This window comes from Nocardioides sp. NPDC057767 (genome assembly GCF_042798275.1).
In the GTDB taxonomy this organism is placed as follows: domain Bacteria; phylum Actinomycetota; class Actinomycetes; order Propionibacteriales; family Nocardioidaceae; genus Nocardioides.
Genome location: NZ_JBHVKJ010000083.1, coordinates 1 through 16,777, shown reverse-complemented (window position 1 = coordinate 16,777; position 16,777 = coordinate 1). Strand labels below are relative to the sequence as shown.

Genomic DNA, 16,777 nt, shown 5'->3' with positions numbered 1-16,777 from the left:
CGCTCGACGGTGCGGCTCACCCGTCGTGGGCGGATCGTCGTGTTCGCCTTCGCGCTCGTCGTGCTCTTCGCGATCGCTTTCGTCGGGGCGCGGGTCCGGATCAGCCGGTCGGCCACTCCCAGCCGAAGTCGGGCTCGTCCGAAGCCGCTCTCGGCTTCTGTCGCTCCTCTTCGGGCGGGGGCGCTGACTCCTCGGGCTGCTTTTTCTTCTTCTTCGGCTCGGGCTTCGGCTCCGGGCCGAGCGAGGTGTAGATGGTGACCGGCGAGCCCTCGGCGGCGTCTCCGGACGGGGTCGTGAAGGCAACCAGACCGCGGTCGTACTCGGAGTAGGCCTCCGGTCCGACCTGGACCTGGAAGCCGGCGTTCCTCAGCACCTTCGTCGCCTTCTCGACGGTCATGCCGCCGGTCCACGGGACGTCGACGGTGCGGCCGGCGATCACGTTCGGGTCGGGCTCCTGGAAGTCGACCCACTTGAGGTACTTGTCGATCACCTTCATCGCATCACCCCACATGGGGCCGGCGAACCCTGATCCGGATGCAGTGGCGATGTAGTCACCGCCGACGTACTGGCCGCCGAGCTTGAGCGGTGTGCCCTTCGAGTTGGCACCCGCGATCATTGCGGCCGTGGCCAGCCGCGGGGTGTAGCCCATCAGCCAGACCGCCTTGCCCTCCTGCGTGGTGCCGGTCTTGCCGGCGCTCGGCACGGACAGGGCCTGGTTGGCCGCGAAACCGCCGCCCTCCATCACACCGCGGAGGATGTCGTTGACCGCGTCGGCGGTGCCCTTCGCCATCGCCTGCTCGCAGGTGGGCTTGTAGGTCTTGAGCACCTTGCCGTTGGCGTCGAGGATCTCGTTGACCGGCACCGAGTCACAGTGCTTGCCACGAGCGCCGAACGTCGCGTACGCCTCGGCCATCTCCAGCGGGCTGACGTCGACGACGCCAAGAGTGAAGGTGGGCACGCGCTCCGCGCCGCCGCAACGGGTCTCGCTCGGCTTGCAGAGGTGGCCGTCGTCGTAGCTGACGCCGAACGGCGCGGTCAGCTTGATGCCCATCTTCTGCGCCATCTTGTAGGGCGTGCACATCCCGGTGAGCTGGAAGAGCTGGGCGTAGAAGGTGTTCACCGACTCCCGAGTGCCGGTGTAGGCGTCCTTGCTGCCCGAGGTCGTGGAGTTGTGGAAGGTGTGGGTGCCGACCCGCCTTCCGTCTCCGGGACACCCGGCGAAGGTCGACTCGGCGAGGGTCAGCTCCTCGGGCGAGTTGATCTGCTGCTTGAGCGGGAAGCCCTGCTCGATGGCCGCGGCCAGGGTGAACGCCTTGAAGGTCGACCCGGCCTGGAAGCCGTTGGAGTCGCCTGCCTTCTCCTTCGGGACCAGGTAGTTGAGGTAGGACTGGCCCTTCTTCTTGTTGTCACCCATCGGGCGTGACTGCGCCAGCGCCCGCACCCTGCCGGTGCCGGGCTCGACCATGGCCAGCGCACCGATGGCCTGGTCGGTGGCGTAGACGTGGTCCTCGACGGACTCCTGGGCGGCGTCCTGGAAACGCTGGTCGAGCGTGGTCTTGATGGTCAGCCCGCCGGACTTGATCAGCGCCAGTCGGTCGGTCTCGTTCTCGCCGAAGGCCGGGTCCTTGAGCAGCCACTTGATCACGTAGTCGCAGAAGAACTCCGCGGACGACCCGAGGCAGCCGTTGCGCTGCTTCTGCACGTTGAGGCCGAGGCCGGCGTCCTTCAGCTTCTCCGCCTCGGGGCGGGAGACGACCTTGAGAGCGGCCATCCGGTCGATGACGACGTTGCGGCGGGCGATGGTGGCGTCGGGGTAGTTGGTCGGGTCATAGCCGGTGGGGTTCTTCACCATCCCGGCCAGCATCGCCGACTGCTGCCAGTTGAGCTCGGACGCGTTGACGTTGAAGTAGTGCTTCGCGGCCGCCTGGACGCCATAGGCACCGTCACCGAAGTAGGCCGCGTTGAGGTAGCGCTCCAGGATCCAGTCCTTGGAGTGCTGCTCCTCCAGCGCGATCGCGTAGCGCAGCTCGCGGATCTTGCGGGCGGTCGACTTCTCGATGGCCGCCTTGCGCTCGGCCTCGGTCTTCGCGGAGTAGACGAGCGTCGTCTTCACCAGCTGCTGGGTGATCGAGGAACCACCCTGGACCGAGTCGCTGGCCTGGTTGGTGATCAGCGCGCGCAGCGTGCCCTTCAGGTCCATCGCGCCGTGCTGGTAGAAGCGGTAGTCCTCGATCGCCAGGAGCGCCTTCGTCATGTTGGACGAGATCTGGTCGAGCGGGCGGTAGACGCGGTTCTGGTCGTAGAGCGTCGTGATCAGGTTGCCCTTGCGGTCGACGATCTTGGTCGTCTGTGACATGTCGTCGACCTCGAAGGCCTTCGGCAGCGAGTCCATCTTCTCGGCGGTCTCCTTGGCCGCGATCCCGGCCACCCCGGCGAACGGGATGGCCAGACCTGCGGCGACGACCCCGAGGACGGCTGCCACCCCACACATGACGACGAGATGCTTGAGCACGGTCTGCGGGCGCAGCGACGGCGAGGACATGCTGGTCATCGTAGGTGATCGTGGCTAATAGCACAGGATTCGCAATCGGGGCCGGACAGGGAGGCCGCAAACGGGTCCCGAGGGCCCTACTAGTCATTTCGGACTACGTACTTTGGGTAAGAAGGGTGTGTCACTCGACAGGTCAGGGTCCTTAACCTTTAGTCCGCACGGGCGCCCACGCCGTCAGACCGGGGAGGGCGAAGCGCTCCGACGAAGGGATGGCACACAATGTGGGTTGATGAATGGTCGCTGCAGGCCGCTTGTCGTGAGAACGAGCCCGACGAGCTCTTCGTGCGTGGAGCCGAGCAGAACAAGGCCAAGATGGTCTGCTCGGGCTGCGTCGTCCGCACCGAGTGCCTGGCCGAGGCGCTCGACAACCAGATCGAGTGGGGTGTCTGGGGCGGCATGACCGAGCGCGAGCGTCGTGCGCTGCTCCGCCGCAGCCCCAACGCCTCCTGGCGCGCCGTGCTCGAGGCCGCACGCACCCGTGCCTCGGTGGAGTGATCACTCGTCCCCTACTCGAGTGGATCGCTGAAGATCTTGGTCTGAGCCAGGACGTACATCACGTACGTCCTGGCTCGACTCATTTCCAGGTGTTCAGCCCTGGCCCAGCAGCCGGCCGATCTCGCGGAGCCCGTCGAGATCGTGTACGTCACCGGGCAGCGCCGGCACCACGGCGGTCGGCACCTGGGGGTGGGCGACGGCGAAGCGCTCGCGCAGCTGGTTCTGACGTTCGACCAGGAGCGCGCGGTCGGCGTGGAGCCGCAGCAGCCCGGCGGTGAGCGGCGCGTCGGGAAGCCGCTCCGAGGCGGCGCCGGCCGCGGCGGCGGTGAGCGAGGCGTCGTCGGGCAGCGTGGCCCGGTTGACCACCAGCCCCTGCAGTGGCATCCGGTCGCCGGAGAGCCGCTCGACGAAGTAGGCGGCCTCGCGCAGGGCGTCGGGCTCGGGTGCGGCGATGACGAGGAAGGCGGTCTCGTCGGCCTGGAGCAATGCGTACGTCTCCTGCGCCCGTTGCCGGAAGCCACCGAAGACGGTGTCGAGCGCGGTGACGAAGGTCTGCAGGTCGGTGAGCATCTGCCCGCCGAGCACCTTCTTGAGCGCGTTGGTCACGATGCTGATCCCGGCCGACATCAGCCGGACCGGTCCCTTCGCAGGCGCGAGCATCAGGCGCAGGAACCGGCCGTCGAGGAAGCTGGAGAGCCGCTCGGGCGCGTCGAGGAAGTCGAGGGCGCTCCGGCTCGGGGGCGTGTCGACGACGATCAGGTCGTAGTCGCCGTTGCCGCCGTTGTGGGCGAAGGAGTCACGGTAGAGCTGGCCGAGCTTCTCCATCGCCATGTATTCCTGCGTGCCCGCGAAGCTGGAGCTCAGCGCGACGTAGAACTGGTTGTTGAGGATCTGCTGGGCCTTCTCGGGGCTGGCCTGGGACTCGACCACCTCGTCGAAGGTGCGCTTCATGTCGAGCATCATCGCGTCGAGCCGGCCCGGGCCGACCCCGGGAACCGGGCGGGGCGTGTTGTCGAGCTGGGCGATGCCCATCGACTGGGCGAGGCGTCGGGCCGGGTCGATCGTCAGCACGACCACCTTGCGCCCGCGTTCTGCCGCCCGCAGCGCGAGTGCGGCCGACGTCGTCGTCTTGCCGACCCCGCCGCTGCCGCAGCAGACGATGATGTGGGTGTCGCGGTCGTCGAGCAGGCGGTCGACCTCGAGGGTTCGGGTGTGCTCGGCGTGGGCGGCCAGCGGGCCGACGCGTGGGTGGGACGTCATGCCGCCGCCTCCGTAGTGCAGTGCGAAGTATGTAGAACCGGCGGCACGACCCATGTTGCCGCTCGCTTGCGCTCGCTCATGCGCTCGCTCATGCGCTCGCTCATGCGAGCCCCTGGTCCTTCAGCTCGGCAGCGAGCTCGTAGAGCCCGCCGATGTCGATGCCGCCGGCGATCCGATTGAGCTCGTAGGTCGGAACACCGAGATCGGCCACGAGGTCACGCTGGGCGTCCTCGAGGGCTCGGCGCTCGGCGTACTCCTTCGCCTCCGCGGTCAGGGCGGCGATCAGGGCCGGGTCGGGTTCGACGCCGGCGCGCTTGAGGTCCTCGGCGATGGTCTCGCCGTCGAGCGAGCCGGCGAGGGCGGCGGCGAGGGACTCGTCGGGAAGGTCACGGGGGCGCACCTGGTTGACGATGACGCCGCCGACCGGGAGCCCGGCGGAACGCAGCTCGCCGATGCCGTCGGCGGTCTCCTGGACCGGCATCTCTTCGAGCAGGGTGACCAGATGGACCGCGGTCCGCCGGGAGCGGAACAGGGTCATCATCGTGTCGGCCTGGTTCTTGATCGGGCCGACCTTGGCCAGGCCCGCAACCGATTCGGACACGTTCAGGAAGCTGGTGATCCGGCCGGTCGGGGGAGCGTCGAGCACCACGGCGTCGTAGGTCCGGGCGCCCTTGTTGCGGCTGTTGCGCTGGACGGCCTCGAAGAGCTTGCCGGTGAGGAGGACGTCCCTGACGCCGGGCGCGATCGTGGTCGCGAACTCGATCACGCCGAAGCGGTCGAGGGCGCGGCCGGCCGGGCCGAGCTTGTAGTACATCTTGAGGTATTCGAGGAGGGCCTCCTCGGGGGCGATGTGCAGGGCGTAGACGTTGCCCGGCTCGGCGTCGGCACCGGACCGGGAGCGCATCCGTAGCCCGGTCGCGATGCGGGTCTCGGCATAGGGCAGCGGGTCGACGTCGAACATCCGCGCCACACCCTGCCGGCCCTCGACCTCGCAGAGCAGGACGTTCTTCCCGTGGGAGGCCAGCCCGAGCGCCAGCGCCGCCGCCACCGTCGACTTGCCCGTGCCGCCCTTGCCGGTCACCACATGCAGCTGCACGTGGGGCCAGTCGGAACTCATAGGAGCGACTCTAACGGGGACGTGTCGTCAGGGGGTGATGTTGAGGTTCTCGACGATCTTGGTGCCGAGCGTGATGTCGCCGGTGATCCTCACCTTGGCGGGGTCGGCGGAGGCGCGCCCGCCGGCGAGGAGGACGTACGTCTCGCGGTCGGTGGAGAGGGTGACGGTGGGGTCGGCCACCGGGTCCGCGACGGGGACTCCCTTGCCCTCGCGGGTGACGGCGAAGGCGTACGGAGCGTGGCCCTCGGCCTCGACGACGACCGTGCAGCCGGGGTCGGCGCCGGCCTTCTTGGCGAGCACGAACCCGACGCCTTCGAGGAGATAGTCGGCGGTGTGGAGGGCACCGGGGGTGTCGAGGTTGCCCGGGCGGCCGGTCGCGCGCCGGATGTCCTGCTCGTGCAGCCAGACATCGAGCGGCCGGTTGCGGAGCAGCTTGCCGTTGGTCCACCCGATCGCGCCGAAGACGCCGGGTGCGGGCGCCGCGGGATCCTCCGGTGGGGCGGCGAGCAGCTCCTCGTGGCGTACGGCGGAGTAGCGGCGGATCTCGTCGATGATGCTGGCCGGGTCGGCCTCGCGGCGGGTGAGCACGCCGATCTCGGTGAACTGGCCCATCGGCGACTTGATGTGAGCCGACTCGGGGATCTCCGCCTCCTCGCGGGGTGCGCCCGCGGTCAGGCCCTCGAGGTGGGCGACGTGGGAGGCGATGGCACGGACGTCCCAGCCGGGCAGGTCGGTGGGCTGGTCCCAGTCGGTCTCGGCGAGCTCCTCCAGGAGCGCGAGGAGATCCTGGATCGAGGACCACCAGGTGTCGACGTACGTCTTCAGCTGCTCAGTGGAAGTCACGGGCCCGACGGTAGTGGGTCCGGGGCTCGGTTGGAAGATCCAACCATGTCATCGAGAAGATCGGCCGGAACCTCGCGAAGTAGGGTGCGGATATGACCAAGTGGGAATACCAGGTGGCGCCGGTCCTCAATCACGCAGCGGCGCAGATCCTCAACAACTTCGGCGCCGACGGGTGGGAGCTCATCACCATCCTCGACAACGGCACCGGCAACTACGTCGGCTTCTTCAAGCGGGCGGTCTCGGAGTGACGGCCCCCGAGGAGGTCCTCGCGGAGCTCGGGCTGAGCGTTCCGGACGTGGTTCCGCCGGTGGCGGCCTACATCCCGGCGGTGCGCTCGGGCAACCACGTCTTCACCTCCGGCCAGCTCCCGATGAAGGACGGTGCGCTGCTCTCGGTCGGCAAGGTCGGCGGCGACGTGTCGGCCGAGGACGGCTACGCGGCGGCGCAGCAGTGCGCGCTCAACGCCCTGGCCGCGGTCAAGGCCGAGATCGGTGACCTCTCGCAGGTCAAGCGGGTCGTGAAGGTGCTGTGCTTCGTCGCCTCCACGCCCGACTTCACCGGCCAGCCGGGTGTCGCCAACGGCGCCTCCGAGCTGCTCGGCAAGGTCTTCGGCGATGCCGGCCGCCACGCGCGCTCGGCGGTCGGTGTGCCCGTTCTGCCGCTCGACGCTCCTGTCGAGGTGGAGATCGTCGTCGAGATCTGAGCCTGCGACTCGGCGAGCGTAGCGAGCCGAGCTGCAACGCGAAGAGCTCGAGCGAGCGCACGGCTGAGCTTGCGAAGCCGTGACCGCGGGTCGAGACCCAGCAAGCTGCACAGTGTGGCGAGGCCGGGCGTCGCTACAGTGACAAATGTGCGCATCCCGATCCCTCCTGTCCGGCTTGGTGACGACATCGTGGCGTTGGCCGGGGAGTACGCCGAGGGCGTACGCACCCCGGTCGAGCCGCGCGACGCGGCGACGGTCCTGCTGTTGCGGCCGGGCTCCTCGTCGGGCCCCGAGGTCTACCTGCTCCGTCGTCAGCTGACGATGGGCTTCGCCGCCGGGATGGCGGTCTTCCCCGGCGGTGGTGTGGACGTACGCGACGCCGAGCTGCCCGACGCCTGCTGGGCCGGGCCGTCCGCCCCCGAGTGGGCGCGCCGGCTGGGGGTAGACGAGTCCCGGGCACGGGCGCTGGTCGCCGCGGCGGTGCGGGAGACGTTCGAGGAGTGCGGGGTCCTGCTCGCAGGCGCGTCGGCCGATGCCGTCGTCAGCGACGTCTCGGGAGCGGACTGGGAGGCGGATCGGGTCGCCCTGGAGTCGCGCTCGCTGTCGTTGACCGAGCTGCTGACCCGGCGCGGGCTGGTGCTGCGTACGGATCTGTTGGCGCCGTGGGCCGCGTGGACGACGCCGGTCTTCGAGCCGAAGCGGTTCGCGACCTGGTTCTTCGTCGCCCGGCTACCCGAGGGGCAGGTGACGCGTGACGTGTCGAGTGAGTCGTCCTCGGTGCACTGGCTCAGCGCCGCCGAGGCCGTCGACCAGGTCGAGGCCGGCGAGCTGGCGATGATGCCACCGACCTACCTCAACTGCCTCGAGGTCGCCTCGATCGGCTCCGAGGACGACGTGCTCTCCGCCGCGGCCGAGCGCGAACTGACCATGTTCACACCGGCCGTCACCGCGGTCGACGGAGGCCACGCGCTGTCGATGATGCCGCTGCACGCATCGCTCGTCGCCGGAAGGGGACGCTCATGAACGAGTCCTGGTCAGGTGGGGCCTTCGGCGAGCGCGGACAGTGCATCCTCGCGCCCAATCCCGGCATCATGTCGCTCGACGGCACCAACACCTGGGTGCTGCGCGAGCCCGGAGCGCGCCGGTCGGTCGTGATCGACCCCGGTCCGCTCGACGAGGGGCATCTCGATGCGGTCGCGGAGGCGGCCGGCGAGGTGGCGACGGTGCTGCTGACCCATCACCACTACGACCACTCCGAGGCGGCGCGGGCCTTCGCCGAGCGGGTCGGGGCCGGCGTACGCGCTCTTGATCCTGAATACCGGCTCGGCACCGAGGGGCTCGGTGACGGCGACGTGATCGAGGTCGACGGTCTCGAGATCCGCGTCGTCGGGACCCCCGGGCACACCTCGGACTCCCTGTCCTTCTGGCTGCCGGGGGACGGAGCGGTGCTGACCGGAGACACCGTCCTCGGGCGGGGGACCACGGTCGTCGCCCACCCCGACGGTGAGCTCGGCGCCTATCTGGACTCCCTCGACCGCCTGCACGCGCTCGCCTCCGAGCACGGTGTCGGCAGCGTCTGGCCTGGTCACGGGCCGGTCATCGGCAACGCTCTCGGGGCTCTCGACTACTACATCGCCCACCGTCGCGAGCGCCTCGGCCAGGTCGAGGATGCCGTGGCCGGGCTCGGGGTCACTCCGGTCGACGCAGATCCGCGGGCGATCGTCGAGATCGTGTACGCCGATGTCGACCAGGTCCTCTGGGGAGCGGCCGAGCTCTCGGTGAGGGCGCAATTGGCTTACCTCGCCGAGCGCTGAGGCCTACTCTTCGGCTCATGGCCACCCTGCCCGGAGTCGAGCTCCTGCTTCCCGATCCGCCGGCATGGCGGGGTTGGCTGGAGGAGCATCATGCCGACACGCCCGCGGTCTGGCTGGTGCTGACCAAGAAGGGCGGCACGCTCACCACGTTGACCTGGCAGACCGCGCTCGACGAAGCGCTGTGCTTCGGCTGGATCGACGGTCAGGCCCGGCGGCGCGACGAACAGTCGTCGTTCCAGCGGTTCACCCCGCGTGGGCCGAAGAGCCGCTGGTCACTGAGGAACGTCGAGCACATCGACCGTCTCGAGTCCGAGGGCCGGATGACCGCCGCCGGACGGGCAGCCGTGGACGCGGCGAAGGCGGATGGGCGGTGGGAGGCGGCGTACGCCGGTCCGGCCACCGCCGAGACGCCTCCCGATCTCCTCGCCGCGATCGCCGCGGTGCCCGAGGCGCAGGCGATGTACGACGTCCTCACTTCGCAGAACCGCTACGCCCTCTATCACCGCATCACCGCGCTGAAGACCGAGGCCGCGCGGGTCCGCAGGATCGAGGAGTACGTCGCCATGCTCGCGCGTCACGAGACGATCCATCCCCAGAAGCGCCGGCCTCAGTAGCTCCGTTCAGGTGGCCGTCTCGGTCTTCTTTCGTCTGACGTGTCCCCAGGTGAGGAAGCCGGTCACGACTGCACCGATGGCTCCGATGGGCGGCAGCCAGCGGAGCGGGCTGGCCTCGGCCCACTCGGTGTTCGGTGTCTGGACGGCCAGATCCTCGGGGAGGGCGGTGGCGATGCTCAACATCTGCAGCCGGGAGTCGATCTCCGCCACGATCTCGGTCGATCCGTCGTCGGCGACGGTGCGGAGATCGTTGCCATCGTCTCCCGCTGTCACGATGAATGGGGTCCCGTCGTTCATCCAACCCGCGACCTCGACGAGCCGGCGACCGTCGACGTCGACACCACGACCGGTCGGGCCGATCGCGAAGTCGATCCGCGTGGACAAGTCGCTTTCGATCGTTCGGACATCGTCGCGTCCGTCCTCCGCCGTGCCGGTGCCGACCCAGGTCGACTGGCCTTCCTGACCCGCGCCGGGCAGGTCCGCAGCGTCGTCCTCGGGCCAGAACCGGGTGCCGAATTCGGTGCTGGCGGCGACGGTGCCGTCGTTGCCGATGCCCGCGTTGGCCCAGTCGCCGTCGGGGAGCGGTTCGATGGTGCCGTCGGGCGTGATGCGACCGGCCCGCTGGTCTTCGTAGTTGGAGTCCCAGACCAACCACGACGAGTCCGGTGACCAAGAGAAACTGGTGACCCTCCCGCGCTCGAGTTCGACGGGATTGGTCACCTTCCCCGTCTGCAGGTTGATGACGTTGAGGCCGGAGTCCTTGGTGGCGTACGCCAGGTGGAGGCCGTCGGGAGAGAGATGCATGGCCCCTTCTTCCCGCATCGCGAAGAAGCTGTCAGTTCCCGGCAGAGCCAGACGCTTGTATTCGCCGTCGGCGGTGATCACCACCGCGACCCCTTCGCAGTACTCCTCGCAGTTTTCCTGGTCATCTATTGCGTTGCTCTCGTCGCCGAACGCGAGGATGGCGCGGCCGACCGCTAGGGAGTCGACGACGGGAACATCGGAGACTGGGACGTCGGGCTCGGTGAAGGGGTCCGCCCAGCGGATGCGTCGCGGGATCACCGCGCGGCTCGGAGTCTCAGAGTCCGGCGAAGAGGATGCGATCTCGATCGTGCCGCCGGAGCCTTCCACCTTCGCGCCCTGCGGCAGGAGGCCGGCGGGATCAAAGAAGACGAACGCGCCGACGACGGCGAGAACACAGGCGAGAGGGATGGCGGTTGCGAGCACGCGCCTCGCCCGCCGCCAGCGGACGGCGACCACGACCGAGATGACCACAACCGCCGCGACCAGCCAGAACACTGCGGTGCCGGCCCACAGAGGCATGAAGAACGGCTTGCTGCGGTGCACCGTCGAGTGCTTGATCGAGTCGGCATCGATGAGGGCGTACGCGATGCTGACGGTGTCGACCACGATGTTCGCGTCGCCGTCGACCGCGATCAGGGAGTTGCCGCCGGTGTTCCCGTCTCCGGTCGCATCGTCGACCGCCCAGACCTGGCCGAAGTAGACGTCGTCTTGGCCCTCGATTTTGAACAGGGGCCCGTCGCCGACCCAGCCAACCGGAACCAGTGGCATCTTGTTCGGGCTCGGGTACGTCGGGCCGCTGCCGTCGACGCGGGCCAGGCCGTCCTCCGTGGTGACGTAGAGGTCAGATCCATGGAAGATGCTCGGCGCGTAGGCGTTGTCGGGCAGAGCCAGCGGTGTGATCTCGCCGCTCGGCCGTTGGACGTGGAGAGCGGAGTCCGAAGCCCCGTTGAAGGCGATGGTTCCGTCGTCGGAGACCGCCCACAGGCTGAGGCCCGTCACCGTGCCGATCCCGCCGGAGTAGGTGGACACGGTGCCCGACGCGTGCGTGATGACCCCAGCCACGGCGTCAGCTGGGACGTACCCCTCGGAGTCCCAGCGGTCCATCTGGAGGCCCGTCCAGAGCAGCTGGCTGCTGCCCTCGGACCACTCCACGCCGGTGACGTAGGTGGCCCCGTCGTTGCTGAGGTCCCACTCGGAGACTTCGCCGGTGGCCAGGTCGGCGATGCGTACGCCGCCCGAGGCCGGCGGACTGTCGGGTGCCGCGTCTCGGCCCAGTCCCCATGACCACGCCAGGTGGGTCCCGTCCGGTGAAAGCGCGAGAGGGCGGTGCCCAGCGTTGTCGTCGTATGAGTTCTTCCAGTAGGGATCGAGGCCGATGAAGTCATCGAGAGCGAGCGGGTGGTAGTTGCCGTCGTCGGCATCGACGACGATCGCGACGGCACCGTTCGAGTCCCGAGCCGGTTGGACGTACGCGATCGCGCCGGTGCCGATGGCCAGGTCGTGTTCCAGCTTCCCGGCATTGACGTAGTGGCCGTTTTCGGTCTCGGCGAGCCACGTCGGCGCCGCATAGATCGTGTCCGGGACGGCGAGTTCGGTGCCGCCGCGGCCGGGGTCGACCTCGGCAGAGTCGCGGGTGGGGGCGAGGGCGAAGGAGCCGGCGATGAAGGCGATGGCAACCGAGATCGCACCGATGGCGATGACGACCGAGCGGCGATGGGCCCGGCGGCCGCGGGCGAAGAGGTCGGTGGGGACGTACGCCTCGGGGGCACGCTCGGCGATGCGGTGGAGCTCCTCGCGGAGCTGCTGGTCAGTCATGGAGGAGCTCCTCGAGATGAGGTGCGAGGGTGCGCAGGCGGTCGAGAGCCTTACGGGTCGTGGACTTGACCGTGCCGGAGTGGATCCCGAGGACGTGGGCGGTCTGGACCTCGGTGAGATCTTCGAAGAACCTGAGCACGAGGATCGTGCGCTGTCTCGGGGTCAGCTCGGCGAGCGCCTGCTCGAGGCTCAGCCGGAGATCGGAGTCCTTGGCCGGGGCAGAAGGTGCTTCGTACGACTCCATCGGAGTCTCCTGGAGGCGACGTCGGCGCCACCAGGAGATGTTCTGGGTGTAGAGGATGCGACGGACGTACGGCTCGGGGTCACCGTGGATGCGATGCCACGACTTCGCGGCGGAGAAGAGTGCCTGCTGGACGAGATCTTCGGCGAGGTGCGCGTCACCGGTGAGCAGGTAGGCGGTTCGGGAGAGCGCGGGCACTCGGGTGCGTACGAAATGCTCGAACGCCCCGCGATCGAGATCTGTGGGGGACAAAGGCACGGCCTCCTTTCACCGGCTACTACGCCGAGTGAGAGGAGGCCGGGTGCCTGTTGGAAGGTAAAGACTCAGCGGGCGCGGCGGGCCATGCGCTCGATATCCATGATGACCACGCTGCGCGGCTCGAGGCGGAGCCAGCCGCGGCTGGCGAAGTCGGCCAGGGCCTTGTTGACCGTCTCGCGGGAGGCGCCGACGAGCTGGGCGAGCTCCTCCTGGGTGAGGTCGTGGTGGACGTGGACGCCGTCGTCGGCGGTGCGGCCGAAGCGGTCGGCGAGGTCGAGCAGAGCCTTCGCGACCCGGCCGGGGACGTCGGAGAAGACGAGGTCGGCGACGACATCGTTGGCCTTGCGGAGGCGGCCGGCGAGCTGGGCGAGCAGGCCGCGGGCGACGACCGGGCGGCCCTCGAGCCACTTCAGGAGGTCTTCGTGCGACAGGCTGGCGAAGGTGGAGTCGGTGACCGCGGTGACGGTGGCCGAGCGGGGGCCCGGGTCGAAGAGCGAGAGCTCGCCGAACATCTGGCCGGGGCCCATGATCGCGAGCAGGTTCTCACGGCCGTCGGACGAGGTGCGGCCGAGCTTCACCTTGCCGTCGATCACGACGTACAGCTTGTCGCCGGAGTCGCCCTCGTGAAAGAGCACCTCTCCGCGGCGGAGCTTCGACTCTGCCATCGAGGCGTGCAGGGCCGTCATCGACTCGTCGTCGAGTGCGCTGAAGAGCGGTGCCTGACGGAGTACGTCGTTGTCCATTGCGGCCATTCCTCCTGGATTATCCCCACATCCGCGGGTATTACACCGGGAATCCTATCTGTGGAACGTCTCACAGGTGCACATCCCCCACCGATAAGCCGCCGATAGGTCACCAATAGGCCCAGAAAAGTGCATGCGCGTGGCGGTACTTGTGCTAGTCGTCTGCTGGGCCGGATCGGGATTGTCGGTGCGGCCGCGTAGCCTTGCTGCGTGCCTGCCCAGAAGTTTGCGACTGAGACGCGCCTGGGTCTGGTGCGTCGCGCCCGTCGGATCGACCGCATCCTCGGCGAGACCTACCCGGATGCGAAGGCCGAGCTCGACTTCACCAATCCGTTCGAGTGCCTGGTCGTCACGGTGCTGAGCGCACAGACGACCGACAAGCGGGTGAACCTCGCCTCGCCCGCTCTGTTCGCGGCCTACCCGACCGCGAAGGAGATGGCCGCGGCGCCACGGGAGCACCTGGAGCAGCTCGTCGGGCCGCTCGGCTTCTTCCGTGCCAAGACCGAGGCGCTGCTGAAGCTGAGTGCGGTGCTGGTGGAGGAGTACGACGGGGAGGTGCCCTCCCGCCTGGAGCAGCTGGTCAAGCTGCCCGGTGTCGGGCGCAAGACCGCCAACGTGGTGCTCGGCAACGCGTTCGGCAAGCCGGGGATCACCGTCGACACCCACTTCGGGCGGCTCTCGAGGCGCTTCGGCTGGACGACCGAGAAGGACCCGGTCAAGGTCGAGCACGAGGTCGGCGCGCTGTTCGAGAAGCGGGACTGGACGATGCTGTCCCACCACGTGATCTGGCATGGGCGACGGATCTGTCACGCCCAGAAGCCGGCGTGTGGTGCCTGCCCGGTGTCGCAGCTGTGCCCTGCGTACGGTGAGGGGCCGACCGACCCGGTCGCGGCCGCGAAGCTGGTCCGCACGGAGGGCCGCAACTGATGGTTCGTCGAGTTGGTGCGGCGGTGGCCGCTCTGCTGCTGGCGAGCCTTGCCGGGTGCGGCACCGAGTCCCCGGCCGGCGGCGGGCAGTCCGGCGCGCCGCTCGGCGACGGACCGTCCGCCTCGAACGTCGACGTCGCCACCGACGACATGGTCGCGGCCAAGAAGGCATCCGACGTGGAGGAGTGCCGGCCGGGCCCTGCGAGTGACGGCGGTCTGCCGGCGATCGAGCTGCCCTGCCTCGGCGGTGGCGAATCGGTCGATCTCGCCTCCTTCCAGGGGCCCATGGTGATCAACCTCTTCCAGGGGTTCTGCGCTCCCTGCAAGGAGGAGATGCCTGCGCTGCAGAGCTTCTACGAGACCTACGGCGACGAGGTGCCGGTGATCGGCATCGACGTCATGGACACCGTGCCCGGGGTCGCGCTCGAGGAGGCGATCTCGCGCGGGGTGACCTTCCCGATGTACGCCGATCCCGGCGGTGACCTGCAGGGCGGCCCGCTCACGGCGAGAGCGGTGCCAGCGACGTACGTCCTGTCCTCCTCAGGTGAGGTGGAGCTGCTGCAGATGGGCGGAATGACCAGCGCGAACCAGGTCAAGGAGCTCGTGGAGAAGAAGCTGGGGATCACGCTGTGACCGCCAATGGGACACGGCCGGAGTGGTTCGACGAGATCGTCGGAGCAGCCGAGCGGATCCAGGGCGAGGACATCTCGCAGTTCCTTCCGCCGGCGGACGGCAGCGCGCGGGAATCAGCGGTGCTCATGCTCTTCGGTGATGGTCCCGACGGTCCCGATCTGTTGCTGACCGAGCGCTCGCACACCATGCGCTCGCACCCCGGCCAGGTGTCGTTCCCGGGCGGCCGGCTCGACCCGGGGGAGACCGCCGAGGAGGCCGCGCTCCGGGAGGCATGGGAGGAGACCGGTCTCGATCCGACCGGTGTCGACGTGGTCGGCCGGCTTCCGGCGCTGTGGATCCCGTTCTCCAACCACGCGGTGGTGCCGATCATCGCGTGGTGGCGCGAGCCCTCGCCGGTGACGACGCGCTCGGTCGAGGAGGTGCACGCGGTCTATCGGGTGCCGTTGTCCGATCTCATGGATCCGGCCCATCGGATCCAGGTGGGTTCGCCGGGGCGCGGCGGATGGCTGATGCCCGCGTTCTTGATCGGACCGGAGAAGGATGTCATCCTCTGGGGCTTTACAGGTGGAATCATCAACCGCTTCTTCACCTATCTCGGGTGGATCTCGGAGATTCCGGACGCCCCGATCAAGGAGTTGCCCGAATACATGCTGCAGGGACGCGAACGGAATCGGCCGTGAACTTTCTTGATTGGATCCTGATCATCCTCGTCGGGGCCTACGCGCTTTCGGGCTACTGGCAGGGCTTCATCACGGGTGCCTTCGCGACCGGCGGACTCCTGCTCGGCGGCTTCATCGGCATCTGGCTGGCGCCGAAGGTGCTGGGCAGCGCGGCCCCGTCGTTGTGGGTCTCGCTCGGTGCGCTGTTCGTCGTGATCGCCTGTGCGTCCATCGGCCAGGCGGTGCTGCAGTACGGCGGTGTCAGGGTGCGCGACGAGATCACCTGGCAGCCTGCCCGGATCGTCGATGCGCTCGGTGGTTCCCTGCTCAGCGCGGCTGCCGTGCTCGTGGTCGCCTGGGCACTCGGCGTGGCGGTCTCGGGGGCCCAGATCAACGGGCTGACCCCAGCCGTACGCGGGTCGGCGATCCTCGCCAAGGTCGACTCGATCATGCCGTCTCCCGCCGACCGCGCGCTGCGGGCGTTCAACGACGTCGTCGGCACCTCGTTCTTCCCGCGCTACCTGGAGCCGTTCGCCCGCGAGCGGATCGTCGAGGTCGGGCCGGGCCCGCGGCGGATGCTCACCGACCCCGATGTCGTACGCGCCGGGGAGTCGGTCCTCAAGATCCGCGGCGCCAACGAGTGCGGCAAGGGCGTCGAGGGCACCGGCTTCGTCATCGGGCGCGGTTACCTGATGACCAACGCTCACGTCGTCGCCGGCGTCGACGACCCCAACGTGATCGTCGGTGACGGTGCCAACGACGCCAAGGTCGTCCACTACGACCCCGAGATCGACATCGCGGTCCTGAAGTTCAAGGGCGGCGGAAACCTCGACCGTCTCGAGTTCGATCGCACCGCCGCCGCTGAGGACCCGATCGCTGTCCTCGGATATCCACAGGACGGCCCCTTCGACGTACAGCCCGGCCGAATCCGTGCCGAGCAGCGCCTCCGCTCGCCCGACATCTACGGCGTCGGCACCGTCATCCGAGACGTCTACTCCGTACGCAGCCTCATCCGCCCCGGCAACTCCGGCGGCCCCATCGTCGACTCCGAGGGTGATGTCGTTGGTGTCGTCTTTGCCGCCTCGGTCACCGACTCCGAGACCGGCTACGCGCTCACCACCGATCAGGTCATCGACATCGCTCGCGAGGCTCGCACTCAGACCGCGGCCGTCGACACCGGGGCCTGCGCCGGCTGACCTCCGCCGAGGCGTCAGGCAGGTCGGCCGAGACGTCACGTTGGTCGGCCGAGTTGGTGCATCTCGCCGCCCGCGCCGCCGTAGTAGGCGCCCGCGATCCAGGGG

17 protein-coding genes are annotated in these 16,777 nt (G+C 68.8%); 10 read left to right on the top strand and 7 right to left on the bottom strand.

From position 1 onward, the window contains the following. Nucleotides 1–100: 100 nt before the first annotated feature. Complete coding sequence (locus tag ACFVDI_RS26780) at nt 101–2,551, bottom strand: transglycosylase domain-containing protein (protein WP_378911922.1); 2,451 nt, start codon at nt 2,549–2,551, stop codon at nt 101–103. A gap of 219 nt (nt 2,552–2,770) precedes the next feature. On the opposite strand from ACFVDI_RS26780, the gene ACFVDI_RS26775 reads away from it, so the two are divergent. Then, nucleotides 2,771–3,046, top strand: a complete 276-nt coding sequence (locus tag ACFVDI_RS26775) for a WhiB family transcriptional regulator (RefSeq protein WP_045548985.1) — start codon at nt 2,771–2,773, stop codon at nt 3,044–3,046. Nucleotides 3,047–3,139: 93 nt separating this feature from the next. On the opposite strand, the gene ACFVDI_RS26770 is transcribed toward ACFVDI_RS26775, so the two are convergent. The 3 genes from ACFVDI_RS26770 to ACFVDI_RS26760 form a co-directional block, all read right to left on the bottom strand. Beyond that, the gene (locus tag ACFVDI_RS26770; RefSeq protein WP_378911920.1) at nt 3,140–4,306 is read right to left on the bottom strand and encodes an ArsA family ATPase; all 1,167 of its coding nucleotides are present in this window, start codon (nt 4,304–4,306) and stop codon (nt 3,140–3,142) included. Between the two features lie 100 nt (nt 4,307–4,406). Further along, nucleotides 4,407–5,423: an ArsA-related P-loop ATPase gene (locus ACFVDI_RS26765; RefSeq protein ID WP_378911918.1), complete on the bottom strand. Its 1,017-nt coding sequence runs from the start codon at nt 5,421–5,423 to the stop codon at nt 4,407–4,409. 27 nt (nt 5,424–5,450) lie between these two features. Further along, the gene (locus tag ACFVDI_RS26760; protein ID WP_378911915.1) at nt 5,451–6,266 is read right to left on the bottom strand and encodes a maleylpyruvate isomerase family mycothiol-dependent enzyme; all 816 of its coding nucleotides are present in this window, start codon (nt 6,264–6,266) and stop codon (nt 5,451–5,453) included. 92 nt (nt 6,267–6,358) lie between these two features. Between ACFVDI_RS26760 and ACFVDI_RS26755 the strand changes: the two genes are divergently transcribed. From ACFVDI_RS26755 to ACFVDI_RS26735, 5 genes are all read left to right on the top strand, one after another. Beyond that, nucleotides 6,359–6,514: a hypothetical protein gene (locus tag ACFVDI_RS26755; RefSeq protein ID WP_378911914.1), complete on the top strand. Its 156-nt coding sequence runs from the start codon at nt 6,359–6,361 to the stop codon at nt 6,512–6,514. Next, nucleotides 6,511–6,969, top strand: a complete 459-nt coding sequence (locus ACFVDI_RS26750; protein WP_328527763.1) for a RidA family protein — start codon at nt 6,511–6,513, stop codon at nt 6,967–6,969. The genes ACFVDI_RS26755 and ACFVDI_RS26750 overlap by 4 nt, the downstream gene beginning before the upstream one ends. 147 nt (nt 6,970–7,116) lie before the next feature. Then, the gene (locus ACFVDI_RS26745; RefSeq protein WP_378911913.1) at nt 7,117–7,992 is read left to right on the top strand and encodes an NUDIX hydrolase; all 876 of its coding nucleotides are present in this window, start codon (nt 7,117–7,119) and stop codon (nt 7,990–7,992) included. Beyond that, the gene (locus ACFVDI_RS26740) at nt 7,989–8,783 is read left to right on the top strand and encodes an MBL fold metallo-hydrolase (protein ID WP_378911912.1); all 795 of its coding nucleotides are present in this window, start codon (nt 7,989–7,991) and stop codon (nt 8,781–8,783) included. Before ACFVDI_RS26745 ends, ACFVDI_RS26740 begins: the two co-directional genes overlap by 4 nt. A gap of 17 nt (nt 8,784–8,800) precedes the next feature. Next, nucleotides 8,801–9,397 (top strand): YdeI family protein, encoded by a 597-nt coding sequence (locus ACFVDI_RS26735; protein WP_378911911.1) that lies wholly within the window; start codon nt 8,801–8,803, stop codon nt 9,395–9,397. 6 nt (nt 9,398–9,403) lie between these two features. Here ACFVDI_RS26735 and ACFVDI_RS26730 read toward each other — a convergent pair whose 3' ends face one another. The 3 genes from ACFVDI_RS26730 to ACFVDI_RS26720 all read right to left on the bottom strand — a co-directional run bounded on the left by ACFVDI_RS26730 (nt 9,404) and on the right by ACFVDI_RS26720 (nt 13,258). Beyond that, nucleotides 9,404–12,016 carry a hypothetical protein gene (locus ACFVDI_RS26730; RefSeq protein ID WP_378911910.1) on the bottom strand — a complete coding sequence of 871 codons (2,613 nt, stop codon included), beginning with the start codon at nt 12,014–12,016 and terminating at the stop codon, nt 9,404–9,406. Next, on the bottom strand, nt 12,009–12,509 hold the full coding sequence (locus ACFVDI_RS26725; protein WP_378911909.1) for a SigE family RNA polymerase sigma factor: 501 nt from the start codon (nt 12,507–12,509) through the stop codon (nt 12,009–12,011). Before ACFVDI_RS26725 ends, ACFVDI_RS26730 begins: the two co-directional genes overlap by 8 nt. A gap of 71 nt (nt 12,510–12,580) precedes the next feature. Continuing rightward, nucleotides 12,581–13,258, bottom strand: a complete 678-nt coding sequence (locus tag ACFVDI_RS26720; protein ID WP_045548977.1) for a Crp/Fnr family transcriptional regulator — start codon at nt 13,256–13,258, stop codon at nt 12,581–12,583. Nucleotides 13,259–13,468: 210 nt separating this feature from the next. On the opposite strand from ACFVDI_RS26720, the gene nth reads away from it, so the two are divergent. The 4 genes from nth to ACFVDI_RS26700 are packed head-to-tail and all read left to right on the top strand — an operon-like array spanning nt 13,469 to nt 16,672. Next, nucleotides 13,469–14,185 carry an endonuclease III gene (nth, locus tag ACFVDI_RS26715; RefSeq protein WP_165112801.1) on the top strand — a complete coding sequence of 239 codons (717 nt, stop codon included), beginning with the start codon at nt 13,469–13,471 and terminating at the stop codon, nt 14,183–14,185. Next, complete coding sequence (locus tag ACFVDI_RS26710) at nt 14,185–14,817, top strand: TlpA family protein disulfide reductase (RefSeq protein ID WP_378911908.1); 633 nt, start codon at nt 14,185–14,187, stop codon at nt 14,815–14,817. The genes nth and ACFVDI_RS26710 overlap by 1 nt, the downstream gene beginning before the upstream one ends. After that, nucleotides 14,814–15,497 carry an NUDIX hydrolase gene (locus tag ACFVDI_RS26705; protein ID WP_378911906.1) on the top strand — a complete coding sequence of 228 codons (684 nt, stop codon included), beginning with the start codon at nt 14,814–14,816 and terminating at the stop codon, nt 15,495–15,497. Before ACFVDI_RS26710 ends, ACFVDI_RS26705 begins: the two co-directional genes overlap by 4 nt. Beyond that, entirely contained in the window at nt 15,494–16,672 is a 1,179-nt protein-coding gene (locus ACFVDI_RS26700; RefSeq protein ID WP_378911904.1) for a MarP family serine protease, read from the top strand. Before ACFVDI_RS26705 ends, ACFVDI_RS26700 begins: the two co-directional genes overlap by 4 nt. The last annotated feature ends 105 nt before the right edge of the window (nt 16,673–16,777 follow it).